The following is a 19,305-nucleotide window of genomic DNA, read 5'->3' as shown; positions in this document are numbered from 1 at the left end:
ATGAACACCGTTCTGCGTCTACTGACCGTCATAGGCGGCTCGATCGTGCTCACACTCACCGTGGGCTGGCTCACCGACCTGCTGTTGCGTCGCGCCGACGGGCGCCATCCGGAGACACCACTGTGGAACCGCCTGCGCCGCTGTCGGGTGTCCCTGCAGGTCTTCCTGCTGGCCGCCCTGCTCAAGGGGTCGTACCGGCAGATCGACTGGCGATTCGTGCGGGAACACGCGGGCGCCGTCAGCCAGGTGCTGTCCCTGATGCTGATCGGAGCCGGCGCGTGGTTCGTCGTCCACGTCACCTCCGCCGTGGTCGAGTCCTCGTACGCCCGCTACGCGACCGGCACCCGTGATCCCTCCCGGGTCCGCCGGGTACGGACCCAGGTCACCCTGATCATGAGGATCGTCACCGCGGTCGTCGCCGTCGTCGCGGCAGCCGCGATGCTGCTGACCTTCCCCGACTTCCGCGCCATCGGCACGTCCGTACTGGCCTCCGCCGGCATCATCGGCATCGTGGCGGGCGTCGCCGCCCAGTCCACCCTGGGCAATCTCTTCGCCGGCTTCCAGATCGCCTTCGGCGACATGGTGCGGATCGGCGACACGGTGGTCGTCAACGAGGAGTGGGGCGTGGTGGAGGAAGTGACCCTCACCTACCTGGCCGTGCGGACCTGGGACGAACGACGCATCACCATGCCGGTCTCCTACTTCACGGGCCGCCCGTTCGAGAACTGGTCGCGCGGTGGGATCCAGATGACGGGCTCGGTGTTCATCCACTGCGATCACGCCACGCCCTTCGCGCTGATGCGGGAGAAGCTGAAGGAGATCCTGGACGCCTGCGAGGAGTGGGACGGTCGCGGCTGGGACCTCGCCGTCACGGACACCACGGCCAGCACCGTCACGGTCCGGGCGATCGTCACGGCGAAGGACCCGGACGACCTGTGGACCACACGCTGCGCGGTACGCGAGCAGCTTGTCGCCTGGCTGGCCGAGAAGCACCCCTACGCCCTGCCCCGCATCGCCACGTCCCCCGCCGCGGAGGCCTCCGGCGACCACTGACATCACGGCGGGTGGTTGAACACGCATGCATGTCGAGGGGTCGGTGGGGCAGACGGTTCGTCGGGGGCGAACCGGTGTCCCCACCGGACGCTGACGCATTTTCAACGTGTTCCCGCCCTGGTCACAGGGCATTTGATGGTTACCGTCAAGAGTGCCCGAAGGGGGCTGCCCGTGCCTATCACCCATGATTTCGACAACGGCGTGCTGGTCATCCGTCTCAACGAAGACCTGGACATCAGCAACCGCGGTGTGGCGCTCTGGGAGCTGGAGGCCCTTCTGCGCGGGTACCGGCCGCGGCACCTCGTCATGGTGGTCTCGGCCCCGCACATCGGCCCGGCGGTGCTGAGCACCGTGTTGCGGGCCGAACGACGGTGCCAGGAGCTGGGCGCCACCCTGAGCGTGGTGGCCCCCGAGCGCGAGGCGCAGCGGCAGCTCCGCTCCCACCACAAGCCGCACGTGTACGAGACGATCGCGCAGGCCGTCGCGGCCGAGGAAAGCGCCGGCACGGCGGCGGCCTGACACCCCGACAACTCCCCGTCCCTGTGCGCGGGGACACCATGTGACGGAGCGCCCTGCCCGGCCCGGCCGAGGAGGGCGCTCCGCCGTGCCGGTGTTCGAGTGGAGATCATCAAGCAGTAGGCTCGCCCCGCAACACGACGCGAAGGGGAGCTCAGTGGCGCGGGTTGCGGTGATCGGTGGGGGCATCGGCGGTTTGGGGACGGCGCTCATGCTCGGGCGGCGGGGCCATGCGGTCACGTTGTTCGAACAGGACGCGCGGCAGGCCGGAGCGGACCCGGACCGGGACTTCTTCCACTGGAACAGACCCCGCGTCCCCCAGGCCGTCCAGCCCCACTCCTTCCTCGCGCCCGTACGCACCGTGTTGCGGGCCGAGGCCCCCGACGTCCACGCGGACCTGCTGGCACGCGGGGCCCGGGAGTACCACGACTTCGACTGGTTCGGCGAGCACCCGCCGTACCGGGCCGGCGACGAGGACCTCGTGACCCTGCGCACCCGCCGCATCGTGCTGGAGGCCGCCCTGACCGCGGCCGTGCTGGGGGAGGACACCGTGGAGGTGCGGCGCGGCTGCCGGGTGTCCGGGCTCGCCGTCGAGGAGGGCGGCCCGCCCCGGGTCACCGGGGTGCGGCAGGGAACGCGGACGTACGCGGCGGATCTCGTCGTCGACGCGTCCGGCCGCCGCTCGCCGGTCCCCGCCTGGCTGGTCGCGGCGGGCGGCCGGCCACCCGTGGTCGACAGCCACCGCACCGGCATCGCCTACCTGTGCCGCTGGTACCGGCTGCGTCCCGACGGCCCGCGCGACCCCGGGCGGGTGAAGACCGGCTCGGCCTCGTCGTTCGCGCTCGCCGGCGTCTTCCCTTCCGACAACGACACCTTCGCGGTGCACCTGGTGCTCTCCACGGGTGACCCGACCCGCGGTGCGCTCACCGACCCCGCCGTGTTCGAGGCCGCCGCCCGCCGCTTCCCCGCCACCGCCGCCTGGCTCGACCTGGACCCCGAACCGCAGTCGCCCGTCCTGGCGATGGCCGGCCTGGACAACCGCTGGACGGCCCTCGTCGACGATGAGGGTCCCGTCCTCACCGGCCTGGTGAACGTCGGGGACAGTCTCATGCACACCAACCCCACCCTGGGGCACGGAGTGGCCCTCGGCCTGGGCGCCGCTCAACACCTCGCCACCCATGCCGACCTGATCGCCGCGGACCCCGCCCACCACCACACCTGGACGGCGCGGACCCTGCGCCCGTGGTTCGACGCGCAGGTCGCGGCCGACCGCGCCAACGAACAACGCCTCACCGAGAGCGCGCCGGCCACGGATCGGCGGGCCGCGGCCGTGGCGGCCTGCGCCTTCGACGATCCCGTCGTCATGAGGGCCCGGGCCCGGGTCCGTCACCTCCTGCAACCGGCCCAGGAGGCCTACGGCACCGACGAGGTGGACCGACACGTGACCTCCTGGCTGGACGCCCACCCGGAGTTCTCGCCGGAGCACGACGGCCCGACCCGGGACCAGTGGGAAGCACTCATCCCGGCCTGAGCCCCCGCCACCCCCCACGCCCGCCGAGGAGGGGCGCGACGGCGGGGGCGCACGCGCCGTCGCCTGCGCCTCACGCGCTCCCGCACGCCGCTCACAAGGGCTGTTCGCGGGGCGCCCGGCTCGGCGACCATGGCGCCTTGTACGCACTTCGAAGGGGGAACGATGGGGCGTCGTTGGCTGGTGACGGGATGTTCGTCGGGGCTCGGGCGGGCGTTGGCCACTGCTGCCGCGCGGGCCGGCGATCAGGTCGCGGTGACCGCCCGCAAACTCGCCTCCTTGGAGGACCTCGTCCAGGCCTGGCCCGGACAGATCACCCCGATCGCGATGGAGTTGCGTGACGCGCACCAGTGCGAGGAGGCCGTCCGGACCGCCGCGGACCGCATGGGCGGAATCGACGTCCTGGTCAACAACGCGGGCAGCGGCCTCTTCGGCACAGTCGAGGAGGTCTCCGACGCCGAGCTCCGGGACCAGATCGAGACCCTGCTCGTCGGCCCCTGGCGCCTCGCCCGCCTGGTCCTGCCGTCGATGCGCGCCCAGGGCGGCGGACACATCGTCAACATCTCCTCGCTCGCGGGCCGCATGGCCTTCCCCGGTCTCGCCTCGTACGTCGCGGGCAAGCACGCGCTGGAGGGCATGTGCCAGGCCCTGGCCGCCGAGGTGGCCCCGTTCGGGGTGCGGGTGACGGCCGTCGAGCCCGGCGTCTTCGCCACCCGGTACGGGTCGGCCCTCGCGGAGGCGGCCCACCGTCTCCCGGACTACGCGGAGGCGACCGGCGAGATGCTCGGCGGATTCCGGGCCATGGAGGACAACGAGGAGTACGGGCGGCCGGAGGACTTCGCGGACGGCGTGCTCGCGATCGTCGCCTCCGACGCGCCCACCCCCCTGCGGGTCCCGATCGGGGAGGACGCCTACGCCTACCTGGAGGCCGTCGAGCAGGCGGCCCGCGAGGAGTTCGCTGCGGCCCGCACCCTCGCCCGACCGCAGGCCTGACCCGACCGACCCGTACCCCTCCGCCGCCCGGCCCCGCCCCTTCCTCGGGCGGGCGCCGGGCGGCCTTCGTGTGCCGCGCGGGGCCCGCCGTCCGGTCACAGAGTGGTCGAGACCACTTGTCTCCCCCGTGAAAGTCGTTCTAGCCTCCTCCCAGTTGTGCATCACGGAACAGCCGTTGCGCATCGCGCAACGCGTGCGCACTCTTCTCCTGGGGATGGCCGATGAAACTCCGCTTCCGCATAGCCACATCCGTCGCCGCCCTCGTCGTGGCAGGACTCACCGCCACCGCCTGCGCCCCACAGACCTCCTCCTCCACCTCCTCGAAGGACGAGACGTCCGGCACCCTGCGCGTCTGGCTCTTCCAGGAGGTCAACAACGCCCCGAAGAAGAAAGTCATCGACGAGGCGATCGCCGCCTTCACCCGGGACCACGCGGGCGCCGACGTCGAGGTCGAGTACATTCCCGTCGAAAGTCGCGCCCAGCGGGTCAAGGCGGCCTTCAACGACCCGAAGAGCGCCCCGGACCTGATCGAGTACGGGAACACCGACACCGCCGGTTACGTCAAGGACGGCGGACTCGTCGACGTCAGCGCGGAGTTCGGGGACTGGGCGGAGGCGAAGGACACCGACCCGACCGCCACCCGCTCGGTCACCGTCGGCGGCAAGGTGTACGGAGCCCCGCTCTTCGTCGGCGTACGGGCCCTGTACTACCGCACCGACGTCTTCGACGAGTTGGGGATCCGACCCCCGAAGTCCCAGGACGAGCTGGTCTCCACGGCCAAGAGGATCCGCCAGGCCCGACCCGAGCTGTACGGCATCGCGGTGGGCGGCGCGTACACCTACGGCGCCATGCCGTTCATCTGGGCCAACGGCGGTGACATCGCCAAGGAGAGCGGCGGCACCTACACGTCCGCGATCGCCGACCCCGCCGCGCAGAAGGGCATCCGGACGTACACCTCGCTCTTCGGGGACGACAACTGTCCGGCCGCCAAATGCGCGGCCATGGGCGGAAACGCGACGGTGACCGCCTTCGCCTCGGGCAACGCCGCCATGGCCATCGGCGGGGACTTCAGCCACCAGGCCGTCGAGGCGGGCGCGGTGAAGGGCAAGTACGCGGTCGTACCGCTGCCCGGCGTCAAGGAGGGCTCGATCGCACCGGCGTTCGCCGGAGGCAACAACATCGGCGTCCTCAAGGGCACCCCGCGGCGCACCCTGGCGATCGACCTGATGAAGCGGTTCGCGGGCAAGGACACCCAGCGCAAGCTGTTCGACGCGATGGGATTCCTGCCGACGTACACCGACGTGCGGGCCGAGGCCGCGAAGAAGGACCCGTTCGTCACGCCGTTCGTCGACACCCTCGCCGCCGGGACCCGGTTCGTGCCGGCCTCCCCGGGATGGGGGCGCATCGACGCCTCGACCGTCCTGCCGACCATGTTCCAGGAGATCGTGAGCGGCAGGAAGGACGTGCCCGCCGCCGCCGGCGACGCGGCGAGGAAGATGGACACGGCCTTCTCCGACGCCGGCTGACCGGGCCCGCCGACATGACGCACGAAGCCACGGCCCTGGAGCCGGGCAGGCACCCGTACAAGACCGCACCGACCTCGCCGCCGGCCCCGACCCCCGCCGGGCCGTCGCGCCGCACCCCCGGCGGTGGACGCCACGGCACCCGCTGGACGCCCTGGCTCTACCTCGCGCCCGCACTCGTCGTACTCTCCGCGCTGCTGGCCTACCCGATCTACCAGCTCGGCCTGATCTCCTTCCTCGAATACACCCAGGCTCAGGTCAGCGGGGGCGAACCCACGACCTTCAAAGGCCTCGACAACTATCGGACGCTGTTCTGCGACGGCCAGTTCCGACAGGTCCTGCTCACCACCGTCGTCTTCGCCGCCTGCTGTGTGATCACCACCCTCGGCGTGGGCTGCGCGCTCGCCGTACTGCTGACCCGCGTCCGGGCCCTGCCGAGGCTGGTCCTGCTGCTTGCCGCGCTCGGTGCGTGGGCCACCCCCGCCGTCACCGGGTCCACCGTCTGGGTCTTCCTGTTCGACCCCGACCACGGACCCGTCAACCGACTGCTCGGCCTGGGTGACTTCTCCTGGACCTACGGGCGCTACAGCGCCTTCGCCCTCGTCCTCTTCGAGGTCGTCTGGTGCTCGTTCCCGTTCGTCATGGTGACCGTGTACGCGGGCATCAAGGCGATTCCCCCCGAGGTCCTGGAGGCCGCCTCACTGGACGGCGCCTCCCCGTGGCGGATCTGGCGCTCCGTCATCGCCCCCATGCTCCGGCCGATCCTGACCGTGGTCACCATCCAGTCGATCATCTGGGACTTCAAGGTCTTCACCCAGATCTACGTGATGACCGCGGGCGGCGGGATCGCCGGACAGAACCTCGTGCTCAACGTCTACGCGTACCAGAAGGCCTTCGCGTCCTCGCAGTACAGCCTGGGCTCGGCGATCGGCATCGTCATGCTGCTGATCCTGCTGGCCGTCACCCTCGTCCACCTGCGCCTCATGCGACGTCAGGGAGAAGAGCTGTGAGCCGTACCGCCACCCTCCGCGTCCGCCGCCCGTGGCGACTGGCCGCCGAGGCCTCCGCGCTCGTCGTCGCGGTGGTCGTCGCCTTCCCGCTGTACTGGATGGTGCTGTCCGCGTTCAAACCGGCCGGTGAGATCCAGTCCACCGAGGCGCGCCCCTGGACGCTCACGCCCTCGTTGGACTCCTTCCGCAGGGTCTTCGCACAGCAGGAGTTCGGGCGGTACTTCCTGAACAGCCTGGTGGTCGCGGGGGCGGTGGTCCTGGCCTCCGCGTTGATCGCCTTCCTCGCCGCGACCGCGGTCACGCGCTTCCGCTTCAGGTTCCGTACGACGCTGCTCGTCATGTTCCTGGTGGCACAGATGGTGCCGATCGAGGCGCTGACCATCCCGTTGTTCTTCCTGATGCGGGACACCGGGCAGTTGAACACCCTGTGGTCGTTGATCCTGCCCCACCTCGCCTTCTCGCTGCCGTTCGCGATCTGGATGCTGCGGGGCTTCGTGAAGGCCGTGCCCGAGGCGCTGGAGGAAGCCGCGTACATCGACGGCGCGAGCCGCACCCGGTTCCTGTGGCAGATCCTCTTCCCGCTGGTCCTTCCGGGGCTCGTGGCCACGAGCGTGTTCTCCTTCATCTCCACCTGGAACGACTTCCTCTTCGCCAAGTCGTTCCTCATCAGCGACACCTCCCAGTCGACCCTCCCCATGGCGCTGCTCGTGTTCTTCAAGCCCGACGAGAACGACTGGGGCGGCATCATGGCCGGCTCGACGCTGATGACGGTGCCGGTGCTCGTGTTCTTCGTCCTCGTCCAACGACGCCTCGTCTCCGGCCTGGGCGGCGCGGTGAAGGACTGAAGGGGGAGGGAGGTCAGCCGGTGGTACCCGCCGCCCCCACCCGCTCCTGGAACGTACGCCGGTAGGCGCTGGGCGACAGGCCGACGATCTTGGCGAAGTGCGCCCGCAGCCCTGCCGGTCCGCCGAACCCGCAGGTGGCGGCGATCCACTCGATGGTCCGGTCGTTGGTCTCCAGGTACTGCTGCGCCCTGCGGATCCGCTGGTGCAGCACCCAGCGCAGCGGGGACATCCCGAGCGCGTCGGCGAACCGGCGCTCGACGGTGCGCACGCTCACGTGGGCCCGCGCGGCCAGGTCGGCGGTGGTCAGCGGAAGGTGCAGGTGCTCGTCGGCCCAGTCCAGCAGGCCGGCCAGCCAATCCTCGCCCGACCCGGGCGGCAGCGGGCGCCGGTACTGGGCCTGGCCGCCGTCCCGGTGCGGCGGTGTGACCAGACCGCGGGCCAACTCGGCGGCCACGGCCGCGCCGTGGTCGCCGCGCACCACGTGGAGACAGGCATCGATGCCGGCCACCGTCCCCGCGGAGGTGATCACGTTGGCGTCCTCCACGTACAGCACGGACGGGTCGACCCGAACGGCGGGATGACGGCGGGCCAGCTCGTCCGCGTGCAGCCAGTGGGTGGTGGCCCGACGCCCGTCGAGCACCCCGGCGGCGGCCAGCACGAAGGCGCCGGAACAGATCGACAGGATCCGTGTCCCGCGCTCGTACGCCTCCCGGACGATGTCCACCAGTTCCTTCGGCGGCTCCTCGTGCACGTTGGTGCAGGCGGGGATGACCAGCGTGTCCGCCGTCTCGATGCCCCAGCCGTCGTCGACGGGGGCGAGGGTGAAGCCCGGGGTGAGCCGCACCGACGCGCCTCCGACGGGGAACGCCGCGAACCGGTACCAGGGATCGACCAGATGCGGCCGGTCGACGCCGAATATCTGGCACGGGACGGCTGCTTCGAAGATCGGCATGTCGTCCGTGACGGCCATGGCGACGCGATGGGCGGGCATGACGCGAACCTAGCGCACGTTGACGCCCCGGAAGGTCGTCGCGCAGCGCACCGCCGAGCAGGATGGGAACGCGTCCCACGAAGGAGAAGAACCCATGACCGAGCACCACCACCGACCCGACCGGACCCGTGCGAACCCGGTGATCGCCGTGTTCGGCGGCTACGGTCACACCGCCCGCTTCGTCACGGCGGAACTGCTGGACCGCGGCTGGACACCGGTGCTGTCCGGGCGGGACGCGACGAAGCTCGCGGCGGCGGCCGCCGAACTCGGGGTGGAGTGGAAGCGCGCCTCGGTCGACGACCCGGCATCCCTGGACCACGCGATCGAGGGCGCGGCCGCCGTGATCAACTGCGCGGGCCCCTTCGCCGAGACCGTGCCGCCGCTCGTGGAGGCCGCGTTGCGGGCCGGGATCCACTACCTCGACGTCACCGGCGAGACCCTCGTCGCGATCGACACCTTCGACACCTACCGCGACGACCCGCGGGTGAAGGAGGCCGGGGTCGTGGTGGCCCCGGTGATGGCCTTCTACGGAGCGCTGGGCGACCTGCTCGCCACCGCCGCCATGGGGGACTGGCCGGCCGCCGACGAGATCTCCATCGCGGTGGCGCTGGACAGTTGGCACCCGACCCGGGGAACGCTGCTGGCCGGCGAGCGCCGGGCCGGCCGCCGGGTGGTCTTCACCGACCGCCGGCTCCAGGTCCTCGCGGGCGACGAACCGGCGCCGAAGGGGACGTGGACGTTTCCCGAGCCGTTCGGGGTCGAGGAGGTGGTCGGGGAGTTCTCCACCACCGACGTGATCACCGTTTCCCGACACCTGGACACCGCGCGGATCAACACGTTCCTGAACGTCACCCCGCTGAAGGACCTGACCGCTCCGCAGACCACGGGCCCCCGGTCGGCCGACGCCGCCGGCCGGTCGGATCAGGTCTTCCTGGTCGAGGTCGTCGTCCGCCGGGGGGACGAGGAACGGCGGGCGGTGGCCCGAGGCCGCGACATCTACGCCTTCACCGCGCCCATCGTCGTCGAGGCGGTCGAACGGATCGTGGCCGACGGCGGCATCAGGGGTGGCAACGGGGGCGTGGTGACGGCCGGGGAGGCCTTCGACGCCGAGGACTTCCTGCGGTCCCTGCCCCTGGACGAACTGGTGCTGGGCGGAGCGTGAACCCCGGGCGGACGCGCTCCGTCCGCCGGACGATGACGGCGCCGACACCCGACCCGACACCCGCCCGACGCGGCGCCGACACCGGGCGCGGCGCCACCGACGCGGACGGCGCCCGGACGCCGCGCGGGGTCCCCGGACCAGTGTCCGGGGACCCCGCGCGGGCGAGCCGGGTCAGGGCTTGGTGCGCTTGTCCCGCATCGAGTCCTTGACGCCCTGGGCGCGCTCCTTGGCCTCGCCCATGGCCTCCTTGGCCTTGCCCTTGGCCTGGTCGGTCTTGCCCTCGGCGGCCATCCGGTCGTTGCCGGTGACCTTCCCGGTGACCTCCTTGGCCTTGCCCTTCGCCTTGTCCATGCCGCCCTTGTCGGCCATGGTGCACTCCTTATGCTGGGGATGCTGACGGGGATCAAACTAGGTGATAACGGTCACGGGCGCGCGTCGAGAATCCGGCGTCGACTCTCACCGCACTCCCGCGCCCCGCCCCGGTGCCCCCCTCAGGAGGGCAGGACCGAGTCGTCGAACGTGCCCGCCCCGGGAAGCCCGTAGCGCGCCGCGATCAGGGCCGCGTCCGGGTTGCCCGTACCCGTCGCCGTGCACAGCAGCTCGGCGACCTCCTCCATGCGCCGCCGCGTCCGCGGGCTGCCTTCGAGGGCGTTCAGAAGGCTCAGCGTCTCGTACTCCCGGACGGCGGCGGGCAGCAGCGCGGGGTGGGCCATCAGCATGGAAGGAGTTCCCTTCTCGGCGGTCGATCTCTCTGCGCCGGCGTGTACCCCACTCCTCGTCGATCACACGGAAGCGCCGCTCCCGAAGGCGTCGCTCGGCGGATGCCGGCGAATTCCGGACGCGGCCGTTCGGCCGGTTCCACGCGGACACCGGAGCGGGAACCGACGGGCGCTGACGGCGCGCCCTCCCCACGCCATCTCGGACCGCCACCGACCGGCCGCGGGCCGTCCCGGGTCGCCCCGGCGGTGACCGCGACGGAGGATGGGGATCGTGATGACGGTTCTGGTGGTCGGTGTGGACGAAGGCGAGGAACTGGAACGGCTGCGGTCGCGCATCCAGAGCAACCCGCACTTCCAGGTCATCTCCCATGCTCGAGAGCCCGCCGTCGCCCTCGCCCACGCCCGGGTCCTGCTCCCCGACATCACCGTCCTGGCCCTGCCCGGCGGGCTCGACGCCGACCCGGCGGCGCTGGAGGTCTTCCGCGGGGTACGCGCCCTGGACCCGCCGAGCGGGGTCGTCCTGCGGACCGGCGCCGACACCCTCGTCGCCGAACTGGAGGGCGTGGCCGCCGAAGGCGCCGTACACGTCGTCCGCGAGGGCGACGCCGACGGACTGATGCGCGCCCTGCGCACCATCGGGCTGCGCCGCGCGAGCTGCGACCCGGACGAGATGACCTGACCTGATCTGGCCTGCCCGCCCGGGGCCGCCGGCCCGGCCGCCCGCGCCGCCTACGCCGCCCCGGGCGGACCTGCGGGGTCGGCGAAGCGTCGGAGGAACGCCAGCGCCGTGTCGGCGACCTCGCGCCAGCCGTGGTCGATGGTGAGGGCGTGGCCCCGGCCTGGGATCTCCGCGATCTCCGTCACCGCGTGCTCGTTGCGCGCCTGCTTCTTGTACGAGGCGTGGGCGATGGCCCAGGGCACGGTGTGGTCCTTCTCGCCCGAGAGGACCAGCAGCGGCCCGCGGTCGGCGCCGGTGGTCTCCACCTTCACCTCCGTCCACGGGTTGAGGTTGGCCGCGGCCGCCTGGAAGAGGGGTTCACCGGACGCCGGCACCGCGAAGCGCGCGTACAGCTCGCGGGCCTCCTCCTCGGGCACCGCGTTGGCGAACGAGTACCGGAACTGGTCGTACGTCAACGGCACCGCCCGGTGGTGGTTCGCCGGGTTGCCCAGGACCGCGCTCGCGGCGCGCAGGGACGACAGGGGCAGGGGCAGCACCCCGCGGAAGGGCGCGGGGTCGATGGCGACCGTGGCCCGGGACAGTCCGCGGCCCGCGATGATCTGGCCGATCAGTCCGCCGAAGGAGTGCCCGACCACGGCGGGCGTGCGGTCCAGGGCGCGGACGAGGCGGCAGAAGTGGTCGGCCACCTGCCCGACGCCCTTGCCCGCGAAGACCTCCGGGTGCTGCCGGGCCTCCTCGACGGTCTCCGGATCGTCCGGCCATCCGGGGGCCACGGCGATGTAACCGGCCTCCTCGAAGACGCCGGCCCACCGGTCCCAACTGGTGGGCAGCAGCCACAGGCCGTGGACGAAGACGACCGGGATCCGGCCCGAGGCGTTGGCCCGTTCGACCTGGGCGAGGTCCCGGGCGTACGAGGCGCCGGGTGCGTGGGATGACATGGGACTCTCCTGGGTCTGGCGCCGGCTCCCGGGCGGAACTCGGACTCGGCGGCACGCTAGGGGCCGCCGCAGGGGCGTTGACGCCGCTCAGTGCACACCCCTTGCGCCGCGGTGCACGAACGCGCCGTCACAGCGGGCCGATGTGTCCCGGCCACCTGCGGTTTCGGATTTCCGCCCGTGATCGGGGGGCTGGTCTACTGTGCGCTCGGGGAGGTGGCGTGCGGTGCCGTGGGGCCCCGCCGGCAGGACGACGGGAAGCACGGGGGAGCGGAGCCGACATGGAGACCGAGAGCGGTGCGCGCCCCGGGGAATCGGCGCCGGATCCGGCCGGGCGCGGCCCGGAACGCGAACTCCTGGCCCCGGCCCTGGACGCCGTGCGGGCGACGGGAGCGGCGTTCCTGTTGCGCGGCGATCCCGGGATGGGGAAGACCACGCTCCTCGACTGGGCCGAGGAGCGGGCCGGCCGCGCCGGCCTGCGCGTGCTGCGAATGGCAGGGGCCGAGGCCGAATCGGCACTCGCGTTCGCGGCCCTGCACCAGGTGCTGTGGCCGCTGCTCGACACCGCCCACCACCTTCCGGACGGTCAACGCCACCTGCTGGAAGCGGCCTTGGGCGTACGCGCGGACGAGACGCCCGCGGCGGGGGAGGTGGCCGGCGCCGCGCTCGCGCTGTTGGCCCGCGCCGCCGCCCGCCGGCCGATCGTCCTGCTCCTCGACGGCCTGCAGTGGGCGGACCCGCCCAGCGCCGCCGTGTTCCGGTTCATCGGGTCACGGGCGGCCGGGCTCCCGCTCGTCGTCATCGGCGCGACCCGGAACGAGGGCCGGTACGCCGCACGGGGGGTCGGCCGGCCGATCGATCTCGAACCGCTGGACGACGCACGCGCCGGCGACCTCCTGCGCGCGCTGCACCCCCACCTCGCCGAGTGGGCGCGCCGCCGGGTCCTGCGCGCGGCCGGCGGCAACCCCCTCGCCCTGCGGGAACTGCCCGCGGAGTTGGAACGGGCCGCCCCGGACCGGCTCGCCGTCGTCGTCGACCCGGAGACCGGCGAACTGCTCGGTGAACTGCCCCTGGGCGAACGTCTCGGCGCACTGTACGAGGACCGGCTGCGCGCCCTCCCCGAGGACGCCCGCCACGTCCTGCTGCGCGCGGCACTCGGCGCCCCGGCGGCGCCCGACGCGGCCGCGCGGGAGAGCGCCGCGCCCGCGGCGGCCGGCGGCGCCCGTACGGCCGACGACGCGCCCGCGACCATCGGGGCGCGGGCCGCCGGCACGTGGCGGCGGATCCAGGACTCCGGACTCGCGCACGTCGACCCGCGCACGGGCCGCGTGCGCTTCCACCACCCCCTGGTGCGCGCCGGCCTGGTCCACACCGCCTCGTCCGCGGAGCGCCGCGCCGCCCACCGCGACCTTGCCGAAGCCCTGCCCCCGGACAGTCCGCGGCGGCTCGCACACCTCGCGGCGGCCGCCATCGGCCCCGACGACGGCCTGGCCGCCCGGCTGGACGCCGCGGCGCGGACCATGGCGGAACGAGGCGCAGAGGCGGAAGCGGCGAGCGTCATGGCGCGCGCCGCCGGACTGACCGCCGACCCGGAGTGCAGGGCGGCGCGCCTCGTCGCCGCCGCGGCCCTGGCCGCCCGGGGCGGCCGACTCAGGTTCGCGGACCGGCTGCTCGCCGAGGCCGAGAACGAGGCCCGCCCGCGCACCCCGAGCCCGGCGGCCCTGTACGCCCTGGCCGTCGCCTACGTGCGGCTCCACCTCGACGGGGATCCGACCCCCTCGCTGCGGGGGCTGCCCGCAGTGCTGGACGCCGCCGCCCCCTTCCGCGACGCGGGGCAGCGCGCGGCACTGCTCGAACCGGCGCTGTTCATCCTCGTCATCGTCGCCTCGCACACCGGCGACGACCGGGCCCGGGCCGCCCTGGACCGCCATGTCGGGCAGGCCTCGGAACTGACCGTGCTGTGCCATCAGGCCTGGGCCGATCCGCCCCACACCGCCCGGGAGGTGCCCGCCCGGCTGCGGGCCGCCGTCGCGTCCCGGCCGGACGGGCCGGCGGACCCCCTCGCCGCCCGGTTGCTCCTGTGGACGGCGGTGGCGGTCGACGCCGTCGGCGACCACGCCGCGCTGTGGGACCGCCTGTCGTCCCGGAGCACCTATGTGACCCAGGCGTTCATCGAACTCGCCCGCGCCCACGACCACTTCCTCCACGGCCGGTGGGAGGAGTCCCTCGCCCTCGCCCGTCGGGGCGCGGCCGCCTCGGCCGCCCACGGCTACGGCTACAACGAGATGATGTTCCTCCTCCACCACGGCCAGGTCCTCGCCGGCCGCGGCGACACCGCCGGCCTGGAGGCGATCGCGCGGCTCCTGACGCCCTGGGCGGCCGACCGGCACCTGCGCCTGGTCACCGGCCGGCTGCTCGGCCTGAAGGCGCTGTGCGCCCTGGGACACGGTCGCGCCGCGGAGGCCTGGCACCACGTACGGTCCCTCACCCCGCCGGGAGGTCCGCTGCCGCGCCTGCCCTGGATCCAGCTGACCCTGCTGGACTTCGCCCAGGCCGCCGTGGAGACCGGCCACCGGGTCGAGGCGCAGGCCCACCTGCGCGCGGTGCGCGAGGCCGGGATCGCGGCCGTCTCCCCCCACCACGCCTTCCTGGTGGCCGCGGCCGAGGCCCTGGCGGCGGCCGACGACACGGCCGAGGAACGGTACACGGCCGCCTACGCCCTGCCCGGAGCCGAGGAGTGGCCCTTCGAACTGGCCCGACTCCACCTCGCCCACGGCGCCTGCCTGCGGCGCCGCTCCCGCCGCCGGGAGGGCGCCGCCCGACTGACGGCCGCGCACGCCGTGTTCGAGCGGCTGCGGTCTGCGCCCTGGGCCGGGCAGGCGGCCCGGGAACTCGCGGCCGCCGGAGGACCGGGCCCGGAGGCGACGGGAGCCGAACGCCCCACCGGCGAGGTCCGACACCCGCTCTCCGCACAGGAGTCGAGAATCGCCGAGCTGGCCGCCGAGGGGCTGACCAACCGCGAGATCGGTGCACGACTGAGGCTGTCCCCCCGCACCGTCGGCGCACACCTCTACAAGATCTTTCCCAAGCTGGGCATCACCACCCGGGGCGGGATGGCCCGCGCCCTGCGCGAAGGCGGGGCATCCGCTCAGGCGTCCGCCAGCGCCCGGGCCACCGCGGCCCGCGAGGTGATCCCGAGCTTGGGGAAGACCTTGTAGAGATGGCCGGCGACGGTACGCGGGGACAGCCGCAGCGCCGCACCGATCTCCTTGTTCGTCAGCCCGGTGGCCACCAGACGCGCGATGCGCAGCTCCTGGGCCGTCAGCGGTTCCCGGCCGGCCGCCCCGCCGTCCACCGGCCGTCCCGCCGCGCGCAGTTCCTCCCTGCACTGCTCGGCCCACGGATCGGCCCGCAGCTCCAGGAAGGAGTGGTACGCCGTACGCAGCGCGTCCTCGGCCTCGTCCCGCCGACCCCGCCGGCGCAGCCAGGCACCGTGGGCCAGCCGCAGTCGCGCCAATTCGAAGACCCACCGGCCGGCGCCCGGTACCGCGTACGCGGCGGCGTACCGTGCGTCCGCCTCCTCGACGTCGGCCTCCTCCGAGCCGACCGTCAGGGCGTGCGCCGCCGCGAGCAGGAAGGCGTGGTGCTCGGAGATCTCCCCGATCCGGGCCGCACGCGCGGCGGCCACGTGCGCCGCGGCCTCCGCCTGCCTCCCGCACCGCACGGCCGCCAGGACGAAGTCGAAGAACGGCAGGTGGAACCAGGGCAGTCCGAGCGGCAGTTCACCCGGGGCCATCAACCGCCGCAGCGTGCCGTAAGCCTCCTCGTACCGCCCGTGCGCCAGCGCGGCCAGCGCACCCAGATGGGCCAGGTGATCGGTGACGAAACGCATCCCGGCCTTCGTCGCGGCGGGCTCGATCCGGGCCGTGATCGCGCGCAGCCCCTCCTCGTCGCCCCTCCCCGCCAGGAAGTGGGCGTGGTAGTGCCGGAACAGCAACGCGTTGCAGTGGTAGCCGAGTTCCTCGGCGGCGTCCGCCTCCCGCAGGCACTCCTGCGCCGTGTCCCAGCGGCCGCGCAGGAAGTGCCGATAACACTTGGCCTTGGCCACCGAGCCCTGCGTGGCGAACGCGTGCTGCCCGGCGAAGAGCCGCCACAGACCCGAGTCCGCGCCGTCCACCGCGCAGGCGGTCCAGAGCAGCAGCCAGGAGTGCCCCGCCTCCTGACCCGTCGCCATGCGCTCGGCCATCGCCCGCAGCTCCCTCTCCACACCGTGCGCGGTACGGGGCGGATCGGCCCAGGCGCGGTGGCACAGACGGGCGGCCGGGGACACCTGTCCCAGGTGTGCCTCCAGGGCCCGCCGCCCCCGGGGATCGCCGGTGTACGCCGTGGCCAGCAACAGTTTGAAGAAGGCCTGTTCCACCAGGTCGCCGAACGGCTCCCCGACGGAGCCGGCAAGGCCCGCGAGAGCCTGCGGCAACAGCGTGAACGACGAGTCGAAGTCCACGTGATGGCTCTGGTCCACGTACACGACCGCGTACGCGAACAAGGGGGCGATGTCCGCCGGCACCGGCCCCTGCTTGAGCTCCTCGACCAGCCGGGCCGTGTACGGAAGCCGACCGCCGCGCGCCGACATCACCGCGGCCAGCGTCAGACGCCTCGCCCGACTGTCGGGGTCGGTGCTGTGCGCCGCCGCGCGGTCCAGGAGCAGCGCCCCCTCCGCATCGCCCCCGCGGAGCGCGAGCCGTGATCCGGCCTCCTGGAGCCGCGCGGCGAGCGGCTCGCCGGGCGCCTCGGCGGCGGAGGCCTCGTGCAGGAGACGTCGTACGTCCCCCTCGGGCAGGTCCGCCGCCAGGGCCCGGTGGGCGGCCCGCCGCTCCGTCTCCGAGGCCGAGGCGATCACCGCGCTGCGGACGAGCGGATGCCGGAACGCCAACCTGCCGGCGTGGTCCAGCCGGGCCAGACCGCTCGCCTCGATCCGGTCGAGCACCTGCTCCGCCCGGTCCCCGCCGGCCGCCCGCCACCACGTGCCCCCCTGTCCCGCGGACCCGTCGCCGCCGAGCGCGGCCGCCAGCAGCACCCTCGTCGTCTCCGGGGACAGCGACTCCAGGCGTTGCGCGAACAGCCGCTCCAGTCGTTGCCCGAGCGGCAGACGTTCCGGCAGCGGCACGGTGCCCCGCCGGTGCTCCCGACCCAACTGCCGGGGCAGTTCGGCCAGGGCGAGCGGATTGCCGGCCGCCTCGTCCACCACCCGCGCGGCCGTGGTGGCGGCCAGGCCCGGATGCCACTGGCGCAGCAGGGCGGCGGCGTCGTCGCCCGACAGCGCGTCCACGTCCAGGGGATGGGTGGACCACCCCTCCAGGGCGGAACCGTCCGGACGCGTCGTGGAGACCATCACCAGCGGGAGATCACAGATCCGATGGCGGAGGAAGGCGAGGACGGCCCTGCTGGAGGAGTCCACGCAGTGCAGGTCGTCCACCAGGATCAGCAACGGCCGGCGGCGCGCCGCCTCCGCCAGCAGCCCGAGGGCCGCCGCTCCGACCGTGAAGCCCCCCGGCGGAAGGCCCTCCCGGAGCCCCAGCGCGCGTTCCAGGGCGGCCCGTTGGTGTTCCGGGAGCGCCCGCGAGCCGCCCAGCAGTGGTCGCAGCACCTGGTCCAGCACACCGAAGGCGGTCGTCACCTCGGCCTCCGCGCCGACGGCGCGCAGGACGGTGAACCCGGCCTCGGCGGCGCGTGCCGCCGTCCAGTCCAGCAGCGCGGTCTTGCCGATCCCCGCGTCGCCCCGCAGGACCGTCGCCGAGCCGCCCGCGCCGGAGCGGGCGTCGCGCAGCGCCCGCTCCAGCACCAGCCGTTCGCGCTGCCGGCCGACGAGGCGCGGTCCGTCGCTCCCGGGGCTCTCGCTGCTCTCGGCGTTCTCGGTCAGTGCGGTGTCGTCGGTGACCACGGCGTCATCGGTGACCACGGTGTTCTCGGTGACCACGGATCCCCCCAGCCGGCCGGGGCGTGGGCCGGGCGTCACGCTCACCGGAAGCGGCCGCCCCAGCCCCCTCCGCCCCGATCCGCCCGCGCGGCGGCGACGTCCGAGTGCCACGCCATTATCCCGTACGGGCGAAGCGTCGCGGCGACGTCCGGTGTTGCCCCAGCCTGCACGGTTGTTGCTCCTCGCCGCACCGAACGCCCCGCGCCCTACCCATCCGTACCGCCCCGGCGCAGGCTGAGGGGCGAGGGCAGGCGCGCGACGCGCGGCCCGGATTCCGGCACAGCGCCTCGGCCTCCGAGGCAGCGCACAGACCAGGGGGCCGCATGAGCCTGACATCCATGTCCCGAACCACCGGAGCGGATCGGTCGCAGACGCACACGAGCGCGGACGGGCTCGCGGACACGGGCCCCGCACCGGACGGGGCGAGCCTGGCCGAGGCCTTCGTCCCCCTGGTGCTCACCGACGGCGAGGCCGCCCGTTTCAGCGGCCGGGTCGACTCCCGCACGCTGGGCTTCCTCCACGTGAGCACGGTCCGGGGTCCGGCCGGGTCCGGCCTCGCCCTGGAAGCCTCGGCGGTGCCCGGCGGGCACCTCCTCCTGGGTGTCCTCTCGGACGGTCGGGCGCGGTTGGTCCCCGGCACCGGCCAGGGCACATCCCCCGCCGGGGAAGGAGACCCGGAGGGGGCGCTGCGGCCGTCGGACCTGTTCGTCCTGGACGGCGCGGAGCCGTTCGCCCTCCACGCGTACGAGGACTTCCGCCTGCACCTCGTGCGGATCCCGCGCGGCTCCCTCGCCGTCACCGGTGAGCGGATCCGTGACCTGGTCCGCCGTGACCTGCCCCTGCGCGGCCCGGTGGCCCCGCTGCTCGGGCCCCTGCTGCGGACCCTGGCCGAGAAGGCCCCGGGGTACTCGGCGCGCACGGCCCTGCACCTGGCCGGCAACGTCGCCGAACTCGTCGCCGCCCTGGCGGTGGAGACGGACGATCGCGGGGCACGGCCGGGACGGCGGCACGAGCGCGAGGAGCTCACCCGCCGGCTGCGCGCCCACATCGACGAGTCCCTCTGGGACCGCGGACTGTCACCCGTGACCGTCGCCGCCGCACACCACGTGTCGATCCGCTACCTGCACAAGCTCTTCTCGGAGCACGACAGCACGGTCGGGCGCTGGATCCAGCACCGCCGACTGGAGGAGGCGCGCCGGGAACTGGCCCGGCCCGGACGGACCGACACCGGCGTGGCCGTCGTCGCCGGTCGCTGGGGGTTCGCCAGCGCGGCCCACTTCAGTCGCAGTTTCCGTACGGCGTACGGAATGTCGCCGAGCGCCTGGCGGGACTCCCGGGTCCGGCCGCCGGGGAACACCGCCGGCTGAACCCGGC

The 19,305-nt window shown here is 73.5% G+C and carries 16 protein-coding genes; 11 read left to right on the top strand and 5 right to left on the bottom strand.

Annotated features, from left to right (window positions below; all coding sequences use genetic code 11):
* The 7 genes from OG906_RS04180 to OG906_RS04150 all read left to right on the top strand — a co-directional run bounded on the left by OG906_RS04180 (position 1) and on the right by OG906_RS04150 (position 7,468).
* A complete protein-coding gene (locus OG906_RS04180) occupies positions 1-1,053 on the top strand; it encodes a mechanosensitive ion channel family protein (protein ID WP_329440077.1) in 1,053 nt (350 codons plus the stop codon).
* A gap of 171 nt (positions 1,054-1,224) precedes the next feature.
* The gene (locus tag OG906_RS04175) at positions 1,225-1,572 is read left to right on the top strand and encodes an STAS domain-containing protein (protein WP_329440076.1); all 348 of its coding nucleotides are present in this window, start codon (positions 1,225-1,227) and stop codon (positions 1,570-1,572) included.
* 154 nt (positions 1,573-1,726) lie between these two features.
* Positions 1,727-3,100: an FAD-dependent oxidoreductase gene (locus tag OG906_RS04170; protein ID WP_329440075.1), complete on the top strand. Its 1,374-nt coding sequence runs from the start codon at positions 1,727-1,729 to the stop codon at positions 3,098-3,100.
* 162 nt (positions 3,101-3,262) lie between these two features.
* Positions 3,263-4,090 (top strand): SDR family oxidoreductase, encoded by an 828-nt coding sequence (locus tag OG906_RS04165; protein WP_329440074.1) that lies wholly within the window; start codon positions 3,263-3,265, stop codon positions 4,088-4,090.
* Between the two features lie 221 nt (positions 4,091-4,311).
* On the top strand, positions 4,312-5,616 hold the full coding sequence (locus tag OG906_RS04160; RefSeq protein WP_329440073.1) for an extracellular solute-binding protein: 1,305 nt from the start codon (positions 4,312-4,314) through the stop codon (positions 5,614-5,616).
* Between the two features lie 14 nt (positions 5,617-5,630).
* Complete coding sequence (locus OG906_RS04155) at positions 5,631-6,623, top strand: carbohydrate ABC transporter permease (RefSeq protein ID WP_329440071.1); 993 nt, start codon at positions 5,631-5,633, stop codon at positions 6,621-6,623.
* Positions 6,620-7,468 (top strand): carbohydrate ABC transporter permease, encoded by an 849-nt coding sequence (locus tag OG906_RS04150; protein ID WP_329440069.1) that lies wholly within the window; start codon positions 6,620-6,622, stop codon positions 7,466-7,468. The genes OG906_RS04155 and OG906_RS04150 overlap by 4 nt, the downstream gene beginning before the upstream one ends.
* 13 nt (positions 7,469-7,481) lie before the next feature.
* On the opposite strand, the gene OG906_RS04145 is transcribed toward OG906_RS04150, so the two are convergent.
* The gene (locus OG906_RS04145; protein WP_329440067.1) at positions 7,482-8,459 is read right to left on the bottom strand and encodes a helix-turn-helix domain-containing protein; all 978 of its coding nucleotides are present in this window, start codon (positions 8,457-8,459) and stop codon (positions 7,482-7,484) included.
* Positions 8,460-8,553: 94 nt separating this feature from the next.
* Between OG906_RS04145 and OG906_RS04140 the strand changes: the two genes are divergently transcribed.
* Positions 8,554-9,621 carry a saccharopine dehydrogenase family protein gene (locus OG906_RS04140; RefSeq protein ID WP_329440065.1) on the top strand — a complete coding sequence of 356 codons (1,068 nt, stop codon included), beginning with the start codon at positions 8,554-8,556 and terminating at the stop codon, positions 9,619-9,621.
* Between the two features lie 171 nt (positions 9,622-9,792).
* On the opposite strand, the gene OG906_RS04135 is transcribed toward OG906_RS04140, so the two are convergent.
* Both OG906_RS04135 and OG906_RS04130 read right to left on the bottom strand, forming a co-directional pair.
* Positions 9,793-9,990 carry a CsbD family protein gene (locus OG906_RS04135; RefSeq protein WP_267795967.1) on the bottom strand — a complete coding sequence of 66 codons (198 nt, stop codon included), beginning with the start codon at positions 9,988-9,990 and terminating at the stop codon, positions 9,793-9,795.
* A 122-nt stretch (positions 9,991-10,112) separates the two neighbouring features.
* Positions 10,113-10,340 carry a DUF5133 domain-containing protein gene (locus OG906_RS04130; protein WP_267795966.1) on the bottom strand — a complete coding sequence of 76 codons (228 nt, stop codon included), beginning with the start codon at positions 10,338-10,340 and terminating at the stop codon, positions 10,113-10,115.
* A gap of 271 nt (positions 10,341-10,611) precedes the next feature.
* Between OG906_RS04130 and OG906_RS04125 the strand changes: the two genes are divergently transcribed.
* A complete protein-coding gene (locus tag OG906_RS04125) occupies positions 10,612-11,019 on the top strand; it encodes a hypothetical protein (RefSeq protein ID WP_329440061.1) in 408 nt (135 codons plus the stop codon).
* Positions 11,020-11,069: 50 nt separating this feature from the next.
* Here the strand turns inward: OG906_RS04125 and OG906_RS04120 are convergent, their stop codons facing one another.
* Positions 11,070-11,957, bottom strand: a complete 888-nt coding sequence (locus OG906_RS04120) for an alpha/beta hydrolase (RefSeq protein WP_329440059.1) — start codon at positions 11,955-11,957, stop codon at positions 11,070-11,072.
* A gap of 278 nt (positions 11,958-12,235) precedes the next feature.
* On the opposite strand from OG906_RS04120, the gene OG906_RS04115 reads away from it, so the two are divergent.
* Positions 12,236-15,172, top strand: coding sequence for a LuxR family transcriptional regulator (locus tag OG906_RS04115; RefSeq protein ID WP_329440058.1), 2,937 nt, complete (start codon positions 12,236-12,238; stop codon positions 15,170-15,172).
* On the opposite strand, the gene OG906_RS04110 is transcribed toward OG906_RS04115, so the two are convergent.
* Entirely contained in the window at positions 15,103-17,931 is a 2,829-nt protein-coding gene (locus OG906_RS04110) for an AAA family ATPase (protein WP_329440056.1), read from the bottom strand. The genes OG906_RS04115 and OG906_RS04110 overlap by 70 nt on opposite strands.
* Positions 17,932-18,269: 338 nt before the next feature.
* Here OG906_RS04110 and OG906_RS04105 point away from each other — a divergent pair, with 338 nt between their 5' ends.
* Complete coding sequence (locus OG906_RS04105; RefSeq protein ID WP_329440054.1) at positions 18,270-19,298, top strand: helix-turn-helix domain-containing protein; 1,029 nt, start codon at positions 18,270-18,272, stop codon at positions 19,296-19,298.
* Positions 19,299-19,305 lie beyond the last annotated feature (7 nt).

Origin of the sequence: Streptomyces sp. NBC_01426, from assembly GCF_036231985.1 — a bacterium.
In the GTDB taxonomy this organism is placed as follows: Bacteria; Actinomycetota; Actinomycetes; order Streptomycetales; family Streptomycetaceae; genus Streptomyces.
The sequence above is the reverse complement of the archived record's forward strand: the minus strand, read 5'-3'. Positions and strand labels throughout refer to the sequence as shown.